Here is a 20,553-nt window from a genome sequence, read left to right on the forward strand (position 1 = left end):
AACCGAAACGGTAGACGTGGATACGCCCGGGTCAAGCCCTATGTAGATTTATTCCGTGGCGACCGGGACCGGACGCAGCTCCAGGCGCACCGCGCTGCCCGGGGTCAGCTCGGGCAGTTCGGACCCGGAGACCTGGGCCACCACCACATGATCACCGACGGTGACCGTGACCCGGCTGGTCGGGCCGAGGAAGCTGGCCGTCAGCACCCGTCCGGAACCGTCCGGATCAGGCACGACGCCCACCGACTCGGGCCGGACCAGCGCCGTGACCGGCCCACCGGCGTGCGGCGCGACCAGGGGGAGCCGGTTGCCGAGCACGTCGACCACGTCGCCCTCGACGGTGCCGGGCAGGCGGTTGCTGAGCCCGACGAAATCGGCCACGAACGCCGTCGCGGGACGCAGGTAGACCTCGGCCGGGGCGGCCAGCTGCTCCAATGTGCCGGACTTCATCACGCCGACCCGGTCGGCGACCGCGAGGGCCTCCTCCTGGTCGTGGGTGACGAACAGGGTGGTGGTGCCCACCTCGGTCTGGATCCGGCGGATCTCGTCGCGCAGCTGCACCCGCACCTTGGCGTCCAGGGCGGACAGCGGCTCGTCGAGCAACAGCACGGTCGGCTCGATGGCCAGGGCCCGGGCCAGCGCGACCCGCTGCTGCTGGCCGCCGGAGAGCTGGTTGGCGTACCGGCCGGCGTGCGTGCTGAGCCCGACCAGGTCGAGCATCTCCTGCGCGCGCCCGGCCGCCTTCTTCCGGCCGCGCAGGCGCAGCCCGAACTCGACGTTCTGCAGCGCGGTCAGGTGCGGGAACAGGCTGTAGGCCTGGAACACCATGCCCATGTCACGCTTGTTGGCCGGCAGCCGGGTGACGTCCTTGCCGTCGACCAGCACCTGCCCCTGGTCGGCCTCCTCCAGCCCGGCGAGCACCCGCAGCGCGGTGGTCTTGCCGCAGCCGGAGGGGCCGAGCAGCGCGATGAACTCGCCCGGCGCGATCTCCAGGTCGAGGTCGTCGAGGGCGTGCACGGTGCCGAACGTACGGCGAAGGCCTTTGAGGTGGACGGCGACGCCGCTCATTTCTTTCCCCTTCGGGAGGAGCCGACCAGAGACAGCAGGAGCAGGAGTACGAATGCGAGCAGCAGCGCGGTCAGCGACACCGCGACCGACATGGTGGCGCTGCTCTTGCCCAGGAACTCGATGGCGACCTGCAGGTTGGTGCGGTGCAGCAGCGACGCGATGGTGAACTCGCCGAGCACCAGCGCCACGGTCAGGAACGCCGCCGACAGCACCGCCGAGCGGATGTTCGGCAGCACGACCCGCCACATCACCGTGAACCAGCCGGATCCGAGCCCGCGGGCGGCCTCGGCCAGCGTCTTCACGTCGATGGCGGACAGTCCCGCGTCGATCGCGCGATAGGCATAGGGCAGAACCAGGATGGTGTACGCGAAGACGAGCGTCAGTGAGGATCCACCGACGAAGTAGTTGACCCAGGCGTACACCGGCGCGAGCCCGACGACCAGCACGATCGCCGGGATCGTCAGGGGCAGCAGGCACAGGAACTCGATGAGTCGCCGGATCCGGGGCAGCCGCAGCCGCACCCAGATCGCGGTCGGCACCAGCAGCACGAGCATCAGCAGCGCGGTCAGCGCGGCCTGCTCCAGCGAGGCGACGATGCCGTCGGCCAGGGCCGGGTACGTCTCGGTCAGCCGCGACCAGTTCACCAGCAACGACCAGGTGCCCGGCGTGCGGGTGCTGAACTCGACCATGGCCACCATGGGCAGCGCGAAGAAGACACCGAGCAGGGTCAGCACGATCCAGCGGAAGGCGCGCTGCTTGCGGGCCCGGCGGGCGATCACCCCAGCCACTTGGCCGTCCTTTTCTGAAGCAGGGCGTAGAGCGCCATGACGACGGCGACGATGATGACCATGCCGAGCGCCATCGCCTTGCCGAGGTTGGCCTGACCGAGCACGACCTCGCTGGTCAGGGCGCCGCGGATCTGCAGCGGGATGATCGGGCTGCCCTGGCTGACCAGGGCGGCCGCCGTCGCGTACGCGGAGAAGGCGTTGGCGAACAGCAGCAGCGCCGAACCGAGGAACGCGGGCGCGAGGAGCGGCCCGGCCACCCGGGTCCAGTACTCCCAGGTGGTGCCGCCGAGGCTCTCGGTCGCCTCACGCCACTGTGGACGGATGCCGTCCAGGGCGGGCAGGAACACGATCACCATCAGCGGGATCTGGAAGTACGTGTAGATCAGCACCAGTCCGGGCAGCTCGAACAGCCACACGCCGTTCTCGAAGATGTAGAACCCGGTGTGGTCCTGGAGCCAGACCGTGACGAAGCCGGAAAGGCCGATCGTGGCCAGGAACGCGAAGGCCAGCGTGACCCCGCCGAACTGCGCGAGCACGCCGGACAACGCGGTCACCACGCGACGCAGCACGCCGTCGGGCCGGGCGGTGCTCACGGCGTACGCCAGCAGGCCGCCCAGCACCGCGCCGAACAGGGCGCTGAGCGCGGAGAGCAGCACACTGCGGCCGAAGGCGGCGATGATGTACTCGTCGGCCAGCGCGCGCACGTTGTCCAGGGTGAAGCCGTGGCCGCCGTCGCCGGTGAACGCCCCGATCGCCACCACCAGGGTGGGGATGATCAGGAAGATCGCCACGTACGCGAAGAAGGGGACCGTGCCCAGCAGGGACGCGGCGCCCCGCAGGCGCGGCCCGGAGGCCACGCGCTGCGGAGCGGCTTCAGCGATCTCAGCCAACAGTCTTGGCCCAGCTCGCGGCCAGCTGGTCCTTCGCCTTCTTGGTCTGGTCCTCGGTCGGGAAGACCGGGGTGCCGGTGACCGCGGGCAGGGCCGCGTAGGCGGTCTTGTCGACCGTGCCGGCCTTCACCATGGCGTCGGCGCGGACCGGGCGGGCGCCACCCTTGAGCCACAGGTTCTGGCCCTCGTCGGAGTAGAGGAACTCCTCCCACAGACGCGCGGCGGCCGGGTGCGGGGCCCCCTTGTTGATCGCCTGGTTGTAGTACGAGCCGAGCACGGCGTTGGCCGGGACGACGACCTTCCAGGTCGGGACCTTGGCGGTCTGCGCGGCGTTCAGGTAGTCCCAGTCGAAGACGACCGGGGTCTGGCCGGACTGGATGGTGGCGTCGGTCGGGTCGACCGGCAGGAAGTTGCCGGCCTTCTTCAGCTGGCCGAAGAAGTCGAGCGCCTTGGTGATGTCGTCGACGGTGCCGCCCTGGGCGATCGAGACGGCCTGCACGGCGCCGAACGCGGAACCGGCCTGGGTCGGGTCGCCGTTCAGCGCGACCTTGCCCTTGTAGTCGGGCTTGAGCAGGTCGGCGACGCTCGTCGGGGCCGGGACCTTGGCGCTGTCGTAGCCGATCGACATGTAGCCGCCGTAGTCGTTCACGTAGAGGCCGGTCGCCTCCTTCTGGCCGTCGGCGATGTCACCCCAGGTCGCGACCTTGTACGGCGCGAACTTGGCGGTGTTCGCGGTGGCCACCGAGCCGCCCAGGTCGAACACGTCGGGGGCGCTGTCCTGACCCTTGAGCTGGTCGGCGGCGTTGATCTCGTCCTGGCTGGACCCGTCCGGCTGGGCCGAGTTGACCTTGATGCCGTACTTGTCGCCGAACGCCTTGATGATCTCGCCGTAGTTCGCCCATGTCGGGGGCAGCGCGATCACGTTCAGCGCACCCTCCTTCTTGGCCGCGGCGACCAGGGCGTCCAGTCCACCCAGGTCCTGGGCGCTGGTCGCGGTGGCGGCACTGGCTCCGCCGTCCGCGGTCGCGTCCGACTTCTTCTCGGGCGGCGAGCAGGCGGTGACCGCGGTTATGGTGACGGCCGCCACGGCGACGACGACCGAACGATTGAGCTTGCGCACTGTGTTCCTCCTTCTGCGGTGCCGTCATCCGGCACACGCTGGTGGATCATGAAAGTGCTTGGTGGAGGCCAGGCGTACGTCAGGAAGCCGGAGAGCGACATCTTCGCTGCTCCGGAGTCTCCTTGCGACCCCCGTCACGTCGAAGGGTTTCCCTGCACCTTCGCATGCCGAATTGCTGATCGAAAGCGGTCTTCTATTACAAGAGAGGAACGTCCATACTGTGGCCGCGCTGATCGACCTGTGACATGGGGAAACATAAAAGTGAACGAGCACGACGACCTCGACCCGCTCGCCGGCCTGCAGGACTGGGCCCGGAAAACCGAGCGGAAGGTGAGGCGCCAGCGGCGGTTCGGCGGATTCGTGTCGAAACTCCGCTATGTCGTGATGGCCGGGGTGGCCACCGCCCTGATCGTGGCCGCGGTGCCGCTGATCCGCTCGGCCTGGCCCGACCACACCGAGGCGGCGCCGGCCGCCGTCGACGGGGTGACCGCGACCACCTCGGCCAGTGCCCGGCCGACCTCGCCGTTCGAGGGGACCGCGGCCGCGACCTATCCGGTCGGGGAGAAGGGGATCACGCTGCCGCCGGCGAAGGCGGTGACCGGCTTCAGCGCGGCGGAGGTCACGGCGTCGTTGAACCAGGTGCGCAAGGCGCTCGTGGCCGCGCACCTCGACCCCGACATGACGATCCGGCACAAGCCGGACCGCTTCCTGGCCCTGCTGTCGCCGACCATGCGGGCCTCGACCGCGGGCTGGTTCAAGGACGGGACGGGACGAGCGGTCGCCACCTGGATCGACCCGGCCGTCAAGCTGGACGCGCGGAACCCGCCCCGGGTCAGCGGGCGGGTGACCTACGCGTCGGTGGCCGACGGCAGCTACCGGACGCTGCGGGTCACGACCAACTTCGTCTGGGTGTACGCGTTCGAGGGCGACTTCGCCTACAAGCCGCTGGCGGTGTCGCACAGCGAGATCGTCTGGGACTTCCCCAAGGCCGAGAACATGCGGGCCGAGGACAAGGGCATGTGGATCCAGAGCAACAACGGGTACAACGCCTGGGTCGACTGCGCCGCGATCAAGAAGGGCCTGCTGGCGCCCACCCCGAAGGGCGGGGGCGGCGGCCGGCCCGACCTCGAGGACGAGGCGGCGATGGCGAAGGCGGACCACTCCCTGGACGTCCCCGACGACTGCCCCTGAACCTCGGTACTTCCGGTGGGAAGCGTTTCCGGGTGTAATGGGAAAGGTGACTGACGGTACAGAGTGGACGGACGTCCGGCGGGGCGGCGCCGACGACGTCCCGGCCGTGATGGCGCTGCTCGACGGCGCGGTGCAGTGGCTCACCGCCCGCGGCCGGCACGGTCAGTGGGGCACCGAGCCGCTCTCCGGGAGCCGCCGCCTGACAACACTCATCTCCGAGATCGCGGCCGACGGCGGCCTGCACCTGGCCGTGCGCGGCGACACGGTGGTCGGCGCGCTCGGGGTCGGTCAGCCGCCGGCCTACGTCGGCCCGGCGCCCGAGCACGAGCTCTACGTCGTACTGCTGGTGACCGACCGGCGGCATCCGGGCGAGGGCCTCGGGCGGCGGCTGCTGTCCTACGCCCGCCGGCTCGCGGTCGCCTCCGGCGCCGGGCTGCTGCGGGTGGACTGCTACGCCGGCGACGACCGGGCGCTGGTGCGCTACTACGAGAGTCAGGGCTTCACCGCGACCCAGGCGTTCACCGTCCCGCAGGGCGAGAAGCAGTGGCCCGGCCAGGTCCTGGAGCAGCGCCTAGGCTGACGCCTCCAGGATCTGCTTGAGCGTCGCCAGGTCGGTGGCCACGGCGGCGGCGTCCCGGTCGAACTCGTCGTCGGTCATCCCGGCCGCACGGCGCACGGTCAGCACCACCTCCGCGTTCTCGCCGTCGGCGATCACCCGTACGGGGATGTAGACGATCCCGCCGTCCGGCAGGTGCACCTCGTGATCGAGCACGCCCAGGTCGTTGCGCGCGACGAAGGCCACCTCGGCCCGGCCGCCCTGGGGCACGTCGACGAACCAGCGGCCGTCCTCCCGCCGGATCGAACTGCCCAGGCCGGCGGCCCAGTGCGCGAGGTTGGCGGGCTCGGCGGCGTACTCGTACACCACCCGGGCCGGGCGGTCGATGTACTCGGTCACATGCCGGGATTCGGTAGCCATCGCCCCATCCTGCCACTTGACGGGACCCGTTCCCGCCGACATCATCCGTATCCATGAATGTGACGCTGTTCCGTTCTTGGAAACGCATCATGTCGGTGGCCGTGGTCACCGCACTCGCCGGGGTGCTCGTCGCGCCGGCTACCGCCCAGGCCGCCACCACGGCCGTCGCCAGTTACCCGACGACGATCAACGGCGACAGCGCCGACGTCTACTACCCGGTCAAGGGCAGCCGGCTTCCGGTGGCGCTGCTGCTGCAGGGCGCGAACGTCGACAAGTCGAACTACTCGGTCTACGCGTCGACGCTCGCCTCGTACGGCTTCGTCGTCGCCGTCCCCAACCACACCCGCTCGCTGTTCGGCACGAGCGGCCTCTACCCCGAGGGCGCCCAGGCCGGGTGGACGGTCAGCTGGGCCGACGCCGAGGACGACAACGCGGCGTCCCCGCTGTACAAGCGCATCGACGAGAACACCCTGGTCCTGGCCGGGCACTCGTTCGGCGCGGCCACCGCGCTCAGCCTCAGCACCGGCCTCTGCGTGATCCCGTTCTGCGCCATCGCCAACACGGCGCCGAGCGAACTGGAAGCCGTGGTCACCTACGGCGGGAACAACACGCTGTACGGCACGTCGCTGGTCCTGCCGGTGCTCAACACCGTGCCGGTCGGCTACGTCCAGGGCTCGGCCGACGGGATCGCCTCCCCGAGCGAGGGCCGGACCACCTACAACCTGACCACCGGCACGCCCAAGGCGTTCATCGAGGTGGCCGGGACCAACCACTACGGCGTCACCGACGGGCAGAACCCGGCCGGGGCGATTCCCGACACCTCCGCGCAGACCCTGAACCAGGCGACCGGCGTCGAGACGATCGCCCGCTGGTCGGCCCAGTGGCTGCTCGCGCAGCTGGGCGACTCGGCCGCCAAGAAGTACGTCTACACGACCGGCGACGCGGCCGACGCGAATGTCACGGTCACGTACGTGAAGTGAACGACGGGCGGCCGGAGCACGTCCGGTCGCCCGGTTCCCTACTCACGGGTTGGGTGCGAGGATGCGGTCATGCACGTCGTGTTCATCCGCGGCTCCACCGGATCGACCGTCGCCACCGTGCACCGCGCCGACGGCGTGTCCCTGCTCCTGCCCGGCTACGACCGTAAATATCGAGTGCCGCACGACCTCGCCCACTACGCCACCGAACTCGCGCTGGAGATGTCCGGCGGCGTCTTCGGGGCCATCGCCGGCGGGGGCGTCTTCGACAACATGCGGGTGGTCGGCGGCCGGCCCCGGCACGACGCCGCCGCGCGCAGCAAACGCCTGCTCGACGCGCACCGGCAGACCCTGGGCACGGCCGAACTGCTGGCCGGGGTCGTCCACCGCGCGGTCGAGGACGGCGCCGCCGAGCAGACCCCGGTCCTGGTCCGGCACGCCTGGGACAGCTTCGGCACCGGGCCGTTCCCGTGGACCGACGACCACGTCCAGCGGGCCGTCACCACCCTGACCGACCTGACCACCGAGTGGGAGGCGCAGGGCACCGTGAAGGTGACCTGGCCGGCCCACCTGATCGCCCAGGTCCCGGAGCCACGGGGGATCAAACGCGGTCGCCGCGGCCGGACCTAGGTGTGATGTCCGGGGACCCGGCCCGGCCACGACGCCGCCCGGCCGCATCACCGAACCCGACGGCCTAGGCGGCCCGGGTGCCGATCGCCAGCAGGTGGGCGCTGACACCGGCCACGTCCGGCTCGGCGCTGTAGACCCGGGCCAGCTCCAGCGCCGCGTCGAAGATCCGCTCGGCGTCCGGACCGGACTGCGCCGCCTCGGCGGCCGGCCACGCCGGACCCTCGACGCCGTGGATCACGACACCGGCCAGCCCGGCCTCGCGGCACTCGTCACGCAGCTCGGACACCCGATGGAAGTACGCCTGGGTGAAGCCGATCGACGTGTCGTTGACACCGTCGGTGACCAGACGCCGGGCCTCGGCCACCGTACGATCGTCGAACCGCGCGGTCGCCACGAAGTCGATCGGACCGGCGAACCGGCCGATCGCCGCGACCACGATCGGACCGCCGGGCCGGGTCACCCGGATCGCCTCCCGGATCGCGCGCACCCGATCGGCGCGTTCGTGCAGGTGGTAGAGCGGGCCGAGGAGCAGGGTGGCGTCGTGGGCGGCGTCCGGCTCGGGCAGCTCGCGGGCGTCACCGACCACCGCGTCGATCGGCGGCACACCGGCGCGGGCCTGCTCGACGTGGCTCGGCACGATGTCGATCAGCCGGACGTGGTGACCGTCGGTGATCAGCTCGCGGGCGTAGGCGCCGGGACCGCCGCCGACGTCGAGCACCCGGGCCGGGGCGGGCGGCAGCAACTCCCGCAGCAGCTCCAGCGTGCGGATCCGCTCCAGCCGGGACTGCGGCCGGCGCTGCAGGCGCGTGGCCTCCTCGTACCGATGCTCGTAGTAGCTCACGATCTCGTTGGTCACCTGGTCCATTCCGGAATCCTGGCGGTCGACCCGGCCTCCCGGCGACCGAATTAGGAGCTGGGACACGTTTCCGCTGGTCGGAAGAAACCCGGGGCTCGGCCGACGGGACGGGCCTATCGTCCGTACGGGATGAAGATCTTGAACTTGATGCCGGTGCCGGTGCGCGCGGCGGGCCCGGCCGCGCTCCGGGCCGGGGTGAGCGTCGCGGTTCCGCTGCTCGTCGTGTTCCTGGCCGGCCGGCCGGAATGGTCGATGTACGCGGCGTTCGGCGCGTTCACCTCGCTCTACGGGCGCACCCGGACCGGGCGGGCCCGGCTGGTCATGCAGGGGAGCGCGGCCGCCGCCCTGGTCGGTGCCGTGCTGCTCGGGGTGCTGGTCGGCTCGATGCCGATGCGGAACTGGCCCGCCGTCGTGGTGGTGGGCCTGGTCGCCGCGGCCGGGACGGCGATCGCGTCGGCCGAACAGTGGCATCCGCCGGGGGCGCTGTTCCTGACGTTCGCGTTCGGGGCGGTCGCCTCCGTCCCGCATCACGCCGGTGACCTGCCCGTGGCGGCCGGCGTGGTCCTGGCCAGTGCGGCGTTCTCCCTGCTGGTCGGCAACGCGTGGTGGCGACCGGCGCCGTCGGTCGCCGGGCCCCAGACGGTCGACGTGGGTCAGGCGGTCTGGTGCGGGGTGGCGGCCTCGACGGCCGGTGCCCTGGCCACGGCGATCGGAATCGGACACCCCTATTGGGCGACCGTTGCCGCGGTGGCGCCGCTGAGCGTGGCCGGCCGGTCGGCTCGGCTCCGGCGGGCCGCTCATCGGATCGGGGGAACCCTCGTCGGGCTGGCGGTCGCGGCCGCTGTTCTCGTGCTCGATCTGGATCCGTACCCGGCAATTCTGGTTCTTGCTCTTCTGCAGATCGCGACGGAACTGGTCATCGGGCGGCACTACGGCCTGGCGATGGTGTTCATCACGCCGCTCGCGCTGCTGATGAACCAGGTGGCGGCGCCGCGGGCGATCGGCGGGCTGCTCTGGGACCGAGGCGTGGAAACCGTCGTCGGTGCGGCCGTCGCCTGTGCGGTGATCCTGCTGGCGGCCGGCCCTCGCCGGGTGGGGCGAGGGCCGGGGTAGACGGACCGGGTCAGCTCGCCCGAGGATCGCCCGGGAAGGCGACGGCCGACGGGGCGGCCCGGCGGCTGCCGTCGGGGTAGAAGCCGGTCCTGGTCAGGGCCAGGGTCAGCACCGCGTGCGCGGCCCCGTCCCCCAACTCGGCCAGAGCCTTCGGGTTGAGGTTGCCGATGTCGTCGCAGGCCTGGTGGTAACACGAGTCGTACGGCGCACCGGCCACCCCGCCGTACACCGTCGCCTGCTCCGGGGTCTTCTCGCCCTCGGCGCCGCTGAACAGACCACCGGCCGGAATGCCGGCCAGGATGAACGGACCGTAGTCGCTGCGCCCGTTGAACGGGGTCGGGTCGGTGGCCAGGCCCTGACCGGCGAAGTACCCGGTGAACAGCGCCTCGATCTGGTCGGAACCGTAAGGCCCGGACGCGCCGGTGGCCGAGCCGTCACCGTCGTAGACGAAACGGACGTAGTTCGGCGAGCCCAGCATGTCGAAGTTCAGGTTCGCGAAGATCTTCGCGAGCTGCGCGTCCGGCAGGGTGGCCACGTAGTGCTCGGAGCCGAGCAGCCCGGCCTCCTCGGCCCCCCAGAACGCGAACCGCACCTTCTGCCGCGGCTTGATCTTCAGTTTGGCCAGCTGGACGGCGATCTCCAGGTCGGTGGCGGTGCCGCTGCCGTCGTCGTTGATGCCGGGACCGGCCACCACCGAGTCCAGGTGCGAGCCCACGACCAGCACCTTGTCCGGGTCGCCGCCGGGCGAGTCGGCGATGATGTTGCTGGTCACGGCGTTCGCGTTGACCTCGGTGATGGTCTGCAGCCGCACCGTCACCACCCTGGCCGAGGCGGCGTCGTCGAGCGCGCTGCCGTCCGCGAAGCTGATCCCGACGACCGGGATCGCCGACGGCCCGCCGAGAGTGCCCTGGAACACCTCGGTCCGGCCGACCTGACCCTCGTTGAAGATGATCGCCGCGTCGTACCCGGCCGCGGCCGCGTTGGCCGCCTTCACCGCGAAGTCGCAGCCACCCCGCTGGATCAGCGCGATCTGCGGCGCCGAGGCCGAGGCGGGCGTGAAGTCGCCCGCGGCGCAACCGGCGGTCGAACTCGGCGCCGGCGTCGGCGGCAGCACATTGTTCAGCGCGGGCACGACCTGGCCGGTCACATCACCGGCGGCCGAATAATCGTAGGTGACCGTCTCGTAGGCCGGGCCGGCCGGCGAGACCCGGGTGAGCTGCGCCGGAGCGAGCTCGCGGTAGAACGGGAACGTGAATTTCTGCTCGGTCACCCGGTAGCCGGCATTTTTCAAGACGCCTGAGACGTACGAGGCACTGGCCGCGAAACCCGGCGTACCCGACGCCCGGGTCCCGCCGTTCTGGGTCGCGATCCGCTGCAGCACACGCTCGTGCCCGAGAATCCCGGCGACCGTGACCGCGTCACGCAGCTTCTTCGTGCTGACCTCGTCCACCGCGCGAGCCGGCTGTGGAACCAGCGCGACGATCAGAGCGGCAGCGAGTGGGACGGCAAGTATCCGTTTCGACAACGTTCTTCCTCCACTTTCGACGACTGCGACGGCCGTGAGCCGCCGCCGGGGTCGCCGGCCGCGCCCACGGCATCGAGGGCGATCAGCGCCAGCAGATTAACCGAGATGAATGTCAGGGTGGAAGCGCCGACGTGTCACTCTGGGGAAAGTCGGAAAGCGGAGGAAATCCATGCACGACGAGAATTTTGAGTACGGCGGAGCCACCGTAACCCTCATCGACGCGTCCACCATCCTGGCCGCGGCCCGCGTCAACCCGGTCGACCTCGTACACCACGCCGACTGGCCGTCCCCGGTCCAGCGCGTCGAAGTGACCGTGACGAGCGTCGACACCACGACCGGCCCGGCCCACGTGTTCGTCGCCCGCATCCACGCCGGCGCCGAACCGATGACCACCGAGCGGATGCGGAAAATGGTGCTCGGCCGCGACCCGATCGGCGTGCTCCTGTCCAAACGCATCGCGGACGGCGACCCGGTGGCGACCCGGATCGTCGACGGTGTCGGCTCGGCGGCCGCCGCGGCGTACCGGAAACTGGGTTTCGACAAACCCGGCGGCCCGGCGGCCAACCGCGGACCCGGAGTGTTCGCCGACGCCGGCGTCGGCCTGCAGGCCGAAGTCGACTACGAGGCCGACGGCGATGTCATCCGGTTGCGCTCCGAAGTGCCGCGCGACGAGGTCACCGCCAACCACTTGCGCGCCTTCGTCACGCTGACCCTGCAGGCGGTCGCCGAACTGGCCGAACCGCAGGCCCTGGCCGGCCGTCGGTACGTCTTCAGCCGCGAAGCCACCCCGCCGCCCGCCCCGGTCACCACCCAGCAGGTCACCCTCGACATGGTCGGCGGCCTGGCCGACCTGGTCGGTGAACTGCGCCAGATCGCCGTGTCGTTCCGCCACCCCGAAGCCATGGCCCGATGGGGCGCGCGGCGCCCGCAGGGCATCCTGATGTACGGGCCGCCCGGCACCGGCAAGACGATGCTGTCCCGCGCACTGGCCAACGAGATCGGAGCCGACTTCCGGGAGATCCGCACCCCGGAGATCCTCGACAAATGGCTCGGCGGCTCCGAACGCAACATCAAACAGATCTTCCGCGACGCCCGGCGCTACCGGGTGCCCACGCTGATGCTCTTCGACGAATTCGACTCCATCGTCAGCTACGCGGGCGCGGGCGGGGACGCGGCGAGTCAGGCGCTCAACGCGGTCGCCGGCATCTTCAAGCAGGAGATGAACGACCTGTTCGAGGCCAACCCGAACGTGATCGTCGTGGCCACGACGAACTTTCCGCAACGGGTCGACGAGTCACTGATCCGATCCGGGCGCTTCGACATCAAGATCAGCGTGCCGCGGCCGGACGAAGTGAGCCGATCGGAAATCTTCCGCAAAATGATCGAAGGACTGGCGGCCGCCCACGAACGAGACGGATTCCGGATGTTCGCGCCGGAACTGGACCTGGCGGCACTCGGCGTGGCCAGCACCGGGATGACCGGGGCGGACATCAAAGAAGTACTGCGCCGCGTGCAGATGACCAAGGCGATGCAGGAGGCCCGCACGGGCGCGGCCGAGCCGATCTCCCAGCAGGAACTGCTGACCGCGGTGCGTGAGCTGCGCGGACATGTCTGAGGGGAGCTGTCAAGCTTGTCCACACTGGCGGCCTGTCCACAGGCCCCCAGCCAGATCTCGTCATTCCACGAGACAATCGACTTGGGGGGGCGCCCCATAGCCGAAGATCATCGCCAAATCCCTTTCAGTAGCTTTAGCGTCTTTCGCGGACAATTGTCGGTTCCACTCGTTGGCGCCGGCTGAATCCGGCCGGCCGGTTCCCGGGTGCTGCCTCGGGCGGTCGGGCACAACCCTGAGAACCAGCCGGACCCGATGAGCTGGTGCTGAGTGTTGTTTCCCGGCGTTTTTGCAGCCCTGAGCGCCAGCTCGGCGTGCTCGGCTGGTTCTCAGGGTCGTCTCGGGGCTTCGTTTCAGCCGTCAGCGCCAGCTCGGTGGGTGCGGCTGGCGCTGACGGCTGCTGTCCGAGCTCGGATCAGCCGTGAGCACCAGCTGGGGGAGTGCGGCCGGCGGAAACGGTCGGCCGGCGGACATGGTCCTCGGCCTGCTCGGGTTGCGGACGCGGGGCGTGGCCGGGCCGGGCCGGCTGATTCGGTTGAGCAGAGTGGGGCGGGTCGGCGCCGCCGCGTATGGCTGCGCTGGGCTGCGCTGGGCCGCGCTGGGCTGCGCTGGGCCGCGCTGGGCTGCGCTGGGCCGCGCTGGGCTGGGCTGGGCCGCATTGGGTCGCGCCGCGCCGCGCTGGGCTGGGCCGCATTGGGTCGCGCCGCGCCGCGCTGGGCTGGGCCGCGCTGGGCTGGGCCGCGCTGGGCTGGGCCGCGCTGGGCTGGGCCGCGCTGGGCTGGGCCGCGCTGGACCGCGCCGCGTCGCGCTGGACCGCGCTGCGCCGGGCTGGGTCGGGTCGGGTTGGGCGGGTGGGGTGGGTTAGGCGGTGGCGGGGTGGGGGAGGGCGGCGAACGGGTCGGGGACGGGGCGGCCGAAGTGGTAGCCCTGGGCCCGGCGGTAGCCGAGTCGGTGCAGCTCGGCGGCCTGTTCCGGGGTCTCCACGCCCTCGGCCACGGCGATCAGGCCGAGGCCGGAGGTGAGCTGGATCAGGGACGAGGCGATCACCGAGTGGCGGTCGGAGACGGTGACGTTCTCGACGAAGGACTTGTCGACTTTGAGGATTTTCACCGGGACGGTCTGGAGGACGCCGAGGGAGGAGTGGCCGGTGCCGAAGTCGTCCAGGGCGATGGCGATGCCCAGTTCGTGGAGTTCGTGGACGGCCCGGACGGCTACGCCGCCGCCGAAGACGGTGGTTTCGGTGATTTCGACGACCAGGTGGTGGGGGCTCATGCCGGTTTCGGAGAGGATCGCGGCGACCGAGTCGACGAAGCCCGGTTCGGCCAGTTGGCGGGCGGAGACGTTGACGCCGACGTGTTTGGGGGCGACCCCGCGGGACTGCCACGTGCGGTACTGGGCGCAGGCCGTACGCAAAATCCATTGACCTAATTCGATGATCAGGCCGTTGCGCTCGGCGACCGGGATGAAGTCGATCGGGCTGACGAGACCGCGGTCGGGGTGCTGCCAGCGGATCAGGCTCTCGACGGCCAGGACGGTGCCGGTCGGCAGTTCGACGATCGGCTGGTAGACCAGGTGGAACTGTCCGCCGGTGAGGGCTACGCGCAGGTCGGCGCCGAGGCGGGCCTCCTCGCCGGCCTGGGTGTCGAGGTCGGGGGCGTACCAGCGGTGGTGCCGGCCGCCGTCGGCCTTGGCCGCGTACATCGCCACGTCGGCGCGGCGCAGCATCTCGCCCTGGTCGAGGACCTGGTCGAGCGTGCGGTCGAGCGGGTCGTCGCTGCCGGCGATGCCGATGCTGGCGCCGACCAGCAGGTCCTGGCCGCCGGCGTGGACCGGGAACCGGATGGCGGTGTGCAACCGCTCGGCCAGTTGATCACAGCGGTCACGAGCCGCGGGAAGCACATCGTGGGCGCGGGCCGGGAGCAGGACGGCGAACTCGTCGCCGCCCATCCGGGCCACCAGCGCGCCTTCCGGCAGCGTGTCGGCGACCCGGTGCGCGATCACCACCAGCAACTCGTCGCCGACCGCGTGACCGAACCGGTCGTTGACCGCTTTGAAGCCGTTGAGGTCGAGCAGCAGCACGTGCGGCGCCCCGGTGGCGAGTGCGGTGGTGAGCTGCCGTTCGAAGCCGCGCCGGTTGGCCAGCCCGGTCAGTTCGTCGTGCATGGCCAGGTCTTCGAGCTTGCCCGCCTGCCGCTGCACCTGCTTGACGAAACCCCAGGTGCGGGACAGTACGAGCAGGAACAGGACGACCGCGCCGGTGCCGATGCCGGCCCAGGCGATGTCGGCCGGGTCCTTGGCGCCCTGCAGGAACAGCAGGCCGGGGGCGAGCAGCGTGCACGCGGCGAGCACGGTCAGGCGCCGGCCGCCGACCCGGTGCGGGTCGATGCCGGTCTGCGGGCGTTGCCGCATGCTCGGGTGCAGGGCCGAGGCACCCCAGCAGATGTACGCCATCAGGAATCCCGAGTCCACGAACCCGCCGGTGTACTCGGCCGTGCTGGACGCCGCCGTGTAGATCAGGTCGCAGGTCAGCATGATGCACGAGCCGAGCCCGAGCAGGCGCAGGCTCGGGGTGCGGTTCTCCGGGCGGGTGAACATCCGGGCCGCCGCCGCGGTGAGCATCACGTCGCACAGCGGGTAGCCGATCGTGACGAACCGTTCCAGGATCGGGGTGCCGGCGTCGCCCAGGGTCGGGCCGACCACGAACACCCAGTAGATCAGGCCGATCCCGGTGGAGATCACGGCCGCGTCGATGAGGCCGCCGCGGTCGCGGTCCCGGTTGCCCCGGCTGAGCCGGATCATGCCGGGGACCAGCAGGAACGGGTAGGCGCAGAGGTACATGGCGTCGGCCCAGGACGGGTACGGGTACTCGCCCAGCCGCAGTTCGGTGATGTCGTACGTGATGTCGCCGGAGACCAGCAACGCCATGCCGCACGCGAACAGCAGCCACGGCCCGCGGTGTTCGGGTCTGTTCCGGAAGATCCCGAGGAACGTCATCAGGACCGACGAGACGCCGACCGTGTTGACGTAGATCTTGGCGGGCAGCGTGTCGTCGGGGACGAGCGGGAAGCACAGGGCAGCGATGACGGCCAGGATCAGCCACACCGCCCACAGCTGGAGCCGCTTGTTCCGCACGGACCTGTGATCGGTCCGACCGGCGCCGAATTTAGGGGGCCGCGCGCTCGACGATCGCCGCGAGGTCGGTTCCGGCCGGCAGTGTCCCGAACGTGTGGCCCCAGTCGCCGTCCAGCCGGCTGGCGCAGAACGCGTCGGCGACCAGGGCCGGGGCGTGACGGACCAGCAGCGACGCCTGCAGGACGACGGCCATGCGTTCGACGACGCGCCTCGCCCGTACCTCCCAGTTGTCTTTGTCGTTGAACTGGGTTTTGAGATCGAGGACCGCGCGGTCGAGGCGCGGCTCGGAGCCGACCTCGGCGAAGAACGCCTCCAGACTTTCCGGCGCCCGCTGGACGGCGCGGAGCACGTCGAGCGCCTGCACGTTGCCCGAGCCCTCCCAGATCGAGTTGAGCGGCGCGTCCCGGTAGAGGCGCGGCAGCCCCGAGTCCTCGACGTAGCCGTTGCCGCCCAGGCATTCGAGGGCCTCACCGACCACGGCCGGCTGCCGCTTGCACACCCAGAACTTGCCGACCGGGATGGCCAGCCGGCGGAACGCCTGCTCGGTGGCGTCGCCGCGCACGGCCCGGTCGACCGACCCGGCCAGCCGCATCGCCAGCACGGTGGCCGCCTCGGACTCGATCGCCAGGTCGGCCAGGACGTTGAGCATGGCCGGCTTGGTGATCAGCGGCCCGCCGAACGCCGACCGGTGCCGCGCGTGGTGGATCGCCTGGGTGAGCGCGGCCCGCATCCCGGCCGCGGAACCGGTCACGCAGTCGAGGCGGGTCATCGACACCATCTCGATGATCGTCCGGACGCCCTGGCCCTCGCCGCCGACCAGCCAGGCGACCGTGCCGTCGAACTCGGGTTCGCTGGACGCGTTGCTCCGATTGCCGAGCTTGTCCTTGAGGCGCTGGATGCGGAACGGGTTGCGGGTGCCGTCGGGCAGCACGCGGGGGACCAGGAAGCACGACAGACCGCCCGGGGCCTGCGCCAGGACCAGGAAGACGTCGCACATCGGGGCGCTGGTGAACCACTTGTGACCGGTGAGGCGCCAGGTGCCGTCACTCTGCTCGACGGCCGCCGTCGTGTTGGCCCGGACGTCGGAGCCGCCCTGCTTCTCGGTCATGCCCATGCCGGCCAGCAGGCCGCGCTTCTCGCCGGGGGTGCGCAGGCCGGGATCGTACGAGCGGCTGGTCAGCAGCGGCTCGTAGTGGGCGGCCAGTTCCGGGTTGCCGCGCAGGGCCGGGACCACCGCGTACGTCATCGAGATCGGACATCCGTGCCCGGCCTCGGGCTGCGTCCAGACGTAGAAGCCGGCCGCCCGGGCCACGTGCGCGCCCGGCCGCGGATCGGCCCACGCGGCCCCGGCCAGGCCCTCACTCACCGCGACGTCCATGAGCCGGTGCCAGGACGGGTGGAAGTCGACCTCGTCCAGGCGGTGGCCGTACCGGTCGTGGGTGAGCAGGCGCGGCTCGTGCCGGTTCGCCTCCTCGGCCCAGCGCTGCGTCTCCTCGGAACCCGCCCGGAGTCCGAGTTTGTGCAGGTCACCGGTCGCCCAGCCGGCGCCCTCGTGCTCGACCGCGGCGAGCAGCGCGGCGTCGGCGGCGACGTCGAATCCGGCCAGTGGGGGCACCTGGTTGAACACGTCGTGGGTCACGCCCGCACCCTACTCTTCGGTAACCACATAACGTAAGGTCGTGGTGGGCTGGCTGAGGGTGCCCGGGCGACTGCCGATGTTCGGGCTGATCGTCCTGATCCTGGGCATCACGTTCCCGCCGGTCTGGGTGATCACCATCCGCGCCTTCGACAACCTGGAGCAGCGGGAGAACGTCGGCGAGGCCGAGGAGTTGCGGGTCGCGCTCGGCGCCCACTTCCAGCGGCTCGGCGACTTCGGCATGACCAACTCGATCTGGAGCAGCTCCCGCGACGACATCCGCAACGGCGACCAGAAACGGTTCGAGATCGACCTGCCGGCCCAGGTCCTCGGCCCGCGCTACGGCATCACCACGGTCATCGGCATCGACGCGAACGGCCAGGTCAAAGTCGGAGGATCAATAGCCAATTCGGCGTACGGAGATCTGCCCGCGGCCCTGCGTGACCCCGCGGCCCTGCGCGACCTGTTCACCGCGGGCGCCGGCCCGGGGGACGCGAAGTGCGGCCTGACCAGCGTGACCGGCACCCCGAACGAGTTCTGCGGCTTCATCGCCTACCCCGACCAGGGTGCACCCGGCGGCCCGGGCGGCGCGCTGCTGCTGTTCCGCGCGCTGGACGCGGCCGGGCTGGCCGACATCTCCGCGCTCGTCGCCGACCCGCTGACCCTGCGGGCCGAACCGCGCGAGGGCAAGCGGCACCCGGCGCTGCCCGGCCGCTACGGCGACATCGCGGTGACCACCGCCGTGGTCGGCGACAAGGTCGCGGTGAACGGCACGATGGTCGGCGTCGACGGCGTCCCGGTCACCCTGGAGGTGCTCGTCGACCGGCCGATCCGGGCCCTGGCCCAGCAGACGCTGCTGCTCATCGGCCTGATCCTGCTGGTCGCCATGGTCGTGCTCAAGCTGGCCTCCGGGTTCCTCATCCGGGGCGGGATCGGTGACCACGTACGGCCGTTGCAACGCGCCATGGAACGCGTCATGAAGTCCCGTGACCTGCAACTGCGCATGCCCCGCTCGGCCAACCGGGACATCGACGAGCTGGGCGGCTCGATCAACGACATGCTGGCCGCGCTGGAACGGGGCGAGCACGAACTGGCCGACTCCCGGCTGCGCCAGGAACGGGAACGCGCCGATCAACTCGCCGCCAAGGAGCGCGAGCGGGAGGAGACCCGCCGGGAGGCCCAGGCCGAGTCCGACCAGATCATCGGGAGTGTCCGGCACCAGCTCAGCGGTGCCGTCCGCGAGGTCGACGCGGTGCGCGCGTCGGTGCAGGACATCAACGCCGGGGCGGTCGCCGCGCACGGCGCCACCGAGCAGATGGCCGAGCACGCCACCCAGGCCGACACCGCGGCCGAGGCGCTCAGCGTCAGCCTGCCGGCGACCAGCGAGATGGTGAAACTCATCGCCGCGATCGCCGGGGAGACCCGGATGCTGGCCCTCAACGCGACGATCGAGGCGGCCCGGGCCGGGGAGGCCGGTCTCGGTTTCGCGGTCGTCGCCGACGAGGTGCGGAAACTGGCCGACAACACGGCCGAGAGCACCGAGCGGATCACCGCCACGCTGGGCGCGCTGACCGCGTCGGCGACCGAGGTATCCCGGGCGGTGGCGACGATGACCGACACCATCGACAACGTGCGGGTGGCGATCGGGCAGGTGCGGTCGGTGGCCGACGGTCAGCAGCACACCATCAGCGACCTGGTGAACCAGGTGCAGAACGCCATCACCCAGATCGAGAACCTGAGCTCCTAGCAGGGGCTCTTGCCCTGCTCGCCCAGGCACGGCTCGGCACCGATGGCGTCGTTGACCCGGTCGCTGATCTGCCGCAACTGCTTGAACTGGGCCTGGGTGAGCGCGTCGAACAGGACCCGGCGGACCTCGGCGACGTGCCCGGGGGCGGTGGCCACCACCTTGTCCCACCCGGCGTCGGTGAGCACGGCGAGGGTGTACCGCCCGTCGGTGGGGTCGGGTGTGCGGTAGAGCCAGCCCTTGGCCTCCAGGCGGCGGGCGGTGTGCGAGAGGCGGGACAGCGAGCTGGCGCTGAACTCGGCCAGGTCGCTCATCCGGATCTTGCGGTCGGGTTTCATGGAGAGGCCGGCGAGCACCTGATACTCGAAGAAGGAGAGGTCGGCGTGACGCTGCAGATCGGCGTCGAGCGCCGCGGGGAGCCGCGTCAACATGCGGTGCAGGGCCAGCCAGCTGGCTGACTCGTCCGCGTTCAGCCAGCGGGGCTCCTCGGTGTTCATGGCGACAACCTTAGCCTGATCGCGCCATCGTCCCGGTGATCTATTCAACTTGAATCGTCAACTCAGGCGACTTGACGCTTCAAGTCATGGCGGCCTACCTTGAGTTGACGGTTCAAGTTCGAAAGCAACGGGAGCAGTACCGATGGCTATTCTTCGTATCGACGCCAGCATCCTCGGCCCGAACTCCGCGAGCAGCGCCCTCGCCGACATCGCTGAGACCGCGTGGCTCGAGACCGCGCCGGACACCAAGATCGTCCGCCGGCACATCGGCAACGAGCCGCTGCCCTCCAACGCGTGGCAGCTCGCCGCCACCGCCGGCTGGGTCCCGGAGGCCGACCGCACCGACGCCCAGAAGCAGGCCGTCGCCCTGGCCGCCGAGCTCGCCGCCGAACTCCGCGACGCCGACGGCGCCATCCTCGCCCTGCCGTTCTACAACTACGGCGTCTCCCAGCACGTCAAGACCTGGTTCGACCTGGCCATGGCCGGCGGCGAGAACGGCGAGAAGTACCTCGACGGCAAGCCCGTCGTCGTCCTCACCACCCGCGGCGGCTCCTACGGCCCGGGCACCCCGCGCGAAGGCTGGGACCACAACACCGACTACCTGCGCCGCGTCGTCGGCGACATCTGGGGCGCCGACCTCACCCTGGTCGAGCGCGAGTTCACCCTGGTCGGCCAGAACCCGGCCCTCGACCAGTTCACCGACATCGCCGCCGGCATGAAGGACGCCGCCCACAAGGCGGCCGACGAGGCGGCCCGCAAGCACGCCGCCCGCTGACCGTCGCCCGACACCCGAGCCAG

Annotated in this window: 18 protein-coding genes; 8 read left to right on the forward strand and 10 right to left on the reverse strand. The window is 70.8% G+C overall.

The features are described 5' to 3' along the window. Positions 1-48: 48 nt before the first annotated feature. The 4 genes from ACSHV8_RS06405 to ACSHV8_RS06420 are packed head-to-tail and all read right to left on the reverse strand — an operon-like array spanning position 49 to position 3,866. Positions 49-1,068, reverse strand: coding sequence for an ABC transporter ATP-binding protein (locus ACSHV8_RS06405; protein WP_436530327.1), 1,020 nt, complete (start codon positions 1,066-1,068; stop codon positions 49-51). Then, positions 1,065-1,856 (reverse strand): ABC transporter permease, encoded by a 792-nt coding sequence (locus ACSHV8_RS06410; protein ID WP_436530329.1) that lies wholly within the window; start codon positions 1,854-1,856, stop codon positions 1,065-1,067. Before ACSHV8_RS06410 ends, ACSHV8_RS06405 begins: the two co-directional genes overlap by 4 nt. Next, entirely contained in the window at positions 1,844-2,746 is a 903-nt protein-coding gene (locus tag ACSHV8_RS06415) for an ABC transporter permease (protein ID WP_436530331.1), read from the reverse strand. Before ACSHV8_RS06415 ends, ACSHV8_RS06410 begins: the two co-directional genes overlap by 13 nt. Next, positions 2,739-3,866, reverse strand: coding sequence for an ABC transporter substrate-binding protein (locus ACSHV8_RS06420; protein ID WP_436530333.1), 1,128 nt, complete (start codon positions 3,864-3,866; stop codon positions 2,739-2,741). Before ACSHV8_RS06420 ends, ACSHV8_RS06415 begins: the two co-directional genes overlap by 8 nt. A 261-nt stretch (positions 3,867-4,127) precedes the next feature. On the opposite strand from ACSHV8_RS06420, the gene ACSHV8_RS06425 reads away from it, so the two are divergent. Together ACSHV8_RS06425 and ACSHV8_RS06430 are read left to right on the forward strand one after the other, a co-directional pair. Then, positions 4,128-5,057 (forward strand): hypothetical protein, encoded by a 930-nt coding sequence (locus tag ACSHV8_RS06425; RefSeq protein WP_436530335.1) that lies wholly within the window; start codon positions 4,128-4,130, stop codon positions 5,055-5,057. A 37-nt stretch (positions 5,058-5,094) separates the two neighbouring features. After that, on the forward strand, positions 5,095-5,637 hold the full coding sequence (locus ACSHV8_RS06430; protein ID WP_436530337.1) for a GNAT family N-acetyltransferase: 543 nt from the start codon (positions 5,095-5,097) through the stop codon (positions 5,635-5,637). Here ACSHV8_RS06430 and ACSHV8_RS06435 read toward each other — a convergent pair. Then, positions 5,629-6,033 carry an SRPBCC family protein gene (locus ACSHV8_RS06435; RefSeq protein WP_436530339.1) on the reverse strand — a complete coding sequence of 135 codons (405 nt, stop codon included), beginning with the start codon at positions 6,031-6,033 and terminating at the stop codon, positions 5,629-5,631. The genes ACSHV8_RS06430 and ACSHV8_RS06435 overlap by 9 nt on opposite strands. A gap of 53 nt (positions 6,034-6,086) precedes the next feature. Here ACSHV8_RS06435 and ACSHV8_RS06440 point away from each other — a divergent pair, with 53 nt between their 5' ends. Further along, positions 6,087-7,013 (forward strand): alpha/beta hydrolase family protein, encoded by a 927-nt coding sequence (locus ACSHV8_RS06440; RefSeq protein WP_436530341.1) that lies wholly within the window; start codon positions 6,087-6,089, stop codon positions 7,011-7,013. Positions 7,014-7,082: 69 nt separating this feature from the next. Continuing rightward, positions 7,083-7,640, forward strand: coding sequence for a hypothetical protein (locus ACSHV8_RS06445; RefSeq protein ID WP_436530342.1), 558 nt, complete (start codon positions 7,083-7,085; stop codon positions 7,638-7,640). Between the two features lie 64 nt (positions 7,641-7,704). Here ACSHV8_RS06445 and ACSHV8_RS06450 read toward each other — a convergent pair whose 3' ends face one another. Beyond that, positions 7,705-8,505 (reverse strand): class I SAM-dependent methyltransferase, encoded by an 801-nt coding sequence (locus ACSHV8_RS06450; protein WP_436530344.1) that lies wholly within the window; start codon positions 8,503-8,505, stop codon positions 7,705-7,707. 120 nt (positions 8,506-8,625) lie between these two features. Here ACSHV8_RS06450 and ACSHV8_RS06455 point away from each other — a divergent pair, with 120 nt between their 5' ends. Then, on the forward strand, positions 8,626-9,609 hold the full coding sequence (locus ACSHV8_RS06455) for an FUSC family protein (RefSeq protein WP_436530345.1): 984 nt from the start codon (positions 8,626-8,628) through the stop codon (positions 9,607-9,609). Between the two features lie 10 nt (positions 9,610-9,619). Here ACSHV8_RS06455 and ACSHV8_RS06460 read toward each other — a convergent pair whose 3' ends face one another. Then, positions 9,620-11,134 carry a M28 family metallopeptidase gene (locus tag ACSHV8_RS06460; RefSeq protein ID WP_436530346.1) on the reverse strand — a complete coding sequence of 505 codons (1,515 nt, stop codon included), beginning with the start codon at positions 11,132-11,134 and terminating at the stop codon, positions 9,620-9,622. A gap of 169 nt (positions 11,135-11,303) precedes the next feature. Between ACSHV8_RS06460 and ACSHV8_RS06465 the strand changes: the two genes are divergently transcribed. After that, positions 11,304-12,749, forward strand: coding sequence for an ATP-binding protein (locus tag ACSHV8_RS06465; RefSeq protein WP_436530348.1), 1,446 nt, complete (start codon positions 11,304-11,306; stop codon positions 12,747-12,749). Positions 12,750-13,607: 858 nt separating this feature from the next. Here the strand turns inward: ACSHV8_RS06465 and ACSHV8_RS06470 are convergent. Next, complete coding sequence (locus ACSHV8_RS06470; protein WP_436530349.1) at positions 13,608-15,878, reverse strand: putative bifunctional diguanylate cyclase/phosphodiesterase; 2,271 nt, start codon at positions 15,876-15,878, stop codon at positions 13,608-13,610. A 31-nt stretch (positions 15,879-15,909) separates the two neighbouring features. After that, on the reverse strand, positions 15,910-17,517 hold the full coding sequence (locus ACSHV8_RS06475) for an acyl-CoA dehydrogenase family protein (RefSeq protein WP_436530351.1): 1,608 nt from the start codon (positions 17,515-17,517) through the stop codon (positions 15,910-15,912). Between the two features lie 40 nt (positions 17,518-17,557). Between ACSHV8_RS06475 and ACSHV8_RS06480 the strand changes: the two genes are divergently transcribed. Further along, complete coding sequence (locus ACSHV8_RS06480) at positions 17,558-19,261, forward strand: methyl-accepting chemotaxis protein (protein WP_436530353.1); 1,704 nt, start codon at positions 17,558-17,560, stop codon at positions 19,259-19,261. Here ACSHV8_RS06480 and ACSHV8_RS06485 read toward each other — a convergent pair. Then, complete coding sequence (locus tag ACSHV8_RS06485) at positions 19,258-19,755, reverse strand: MarR family winged helix-turn-helix transcriptional regulator (protein ID WP_436530355.1); 498 nt, start codon at positions 19,753-19,755, stop codon at positions 19,258-19,260. The genes ACSHV8_RS06480 and ACSHV8_RS06485 overlap by 4 nt on opposite strands. Positions 19,756-19,897: 142 nt before the next feature. Between ACSHV8_RS06485 and ACSHV8_RS06490 the strand changes: the two genes are divergently transcribed. Continuing rightward, the gene (locus tag ACSHV8_RS06490) at positions 19,898-20,530 is read left to right on the forward strand and encodes an FMN-dependent NADH-azoreductase (protein WP_436530356.1); all 633 of its coding nucleotides are present in this window, start codon (positions 19,898-19,900) and stop codon (positions 20,528-20,530) included. Positions 20,531-20,553 lie beyond the last annotated feature (23 nt).

This window comes from Actinoplanes sp. HUAS TT8 (assembly GCF_051380535.1).
Lineage (GTDB): Bacteria > Actinomycetota > Actinomycetes > Mycobacteriales > Micromonosporaceae > Actinoplanes.

Bases quoted from the DNA above. Each gene is read 5' to 3' on its own strand.
- ACSHV8_RS06405 (WP_436530327.1), bottom strand. From the start codon at position 1,068: ATGAGCGGCGTCGCCGTCCACCTCAAAGGCCTTCGCCGTACGTTCGGC.
- ACSHV8_RS06430 (WP_436530337.1), top strand. From the start codon at position 5,095: ATGGGAAAGGTGACTGACGGTACAGAGTGGACGGACGTCCGGCGGGGC.
- ACSHV8_RS06435 (WP_436530339.1), bottom strand. From the start codon at position 6,033: ATGGCTACCGAATCCCGGCATGTGACCGAGTACATCGACCGCCCGGCC.
- ACSHV8_RS06440 (WP_436530341.1), top strand. From the start codon at position 6,087: ATGAATGTGACGCTGTTCCGTTCTTGGAAACGCATCATGTCGGTGGCC.
- ACSHV8_RS06445 (WP_436530342.1), top strand. From the start codon at position 7,083: ATGCACGTCGTGTTCATCCGCGGCTCCACCGGATCGACCGTCGCCACC.
- ACSHV8_RS06450 (WP_436530344.1), bottom strand. From the start codon at position 8,505: ATGGACCAGGTGACCAACGAGATCGTGAGCTACTACGAGCATCGGTAC.
- ACSHV8_RS06455 (WP_436530345.1), top strand. From the start codon at position 8,626: ATGAAGATCTTGAACTTGATGCCGGTGCCGGTGCGCGCGGCGGGCCCG.
- ACSHV8_RS06465 (WP_436530348.1), top strand. From the start codon at position 11,304: ATGCACGACGAGAATTTTGAGTACGGCGGAGCCACCGTAACCCTCATC.
- ACSHV8_RS06485 (WP_436530355.1), bottom strand. From the start codon at position 19,755: ATGAACACCGAGGAGCCCCGCTGGCTGAACGCGGACGAGTCAGCCAGC.
- ACSHV8_RS06490 (WP_436530356.1), top strand. From the start codon at position 19,898: ATGGCTATTCTTCGTATCGACGCCAGCATCCTCGGCCCGAACTCCGCG.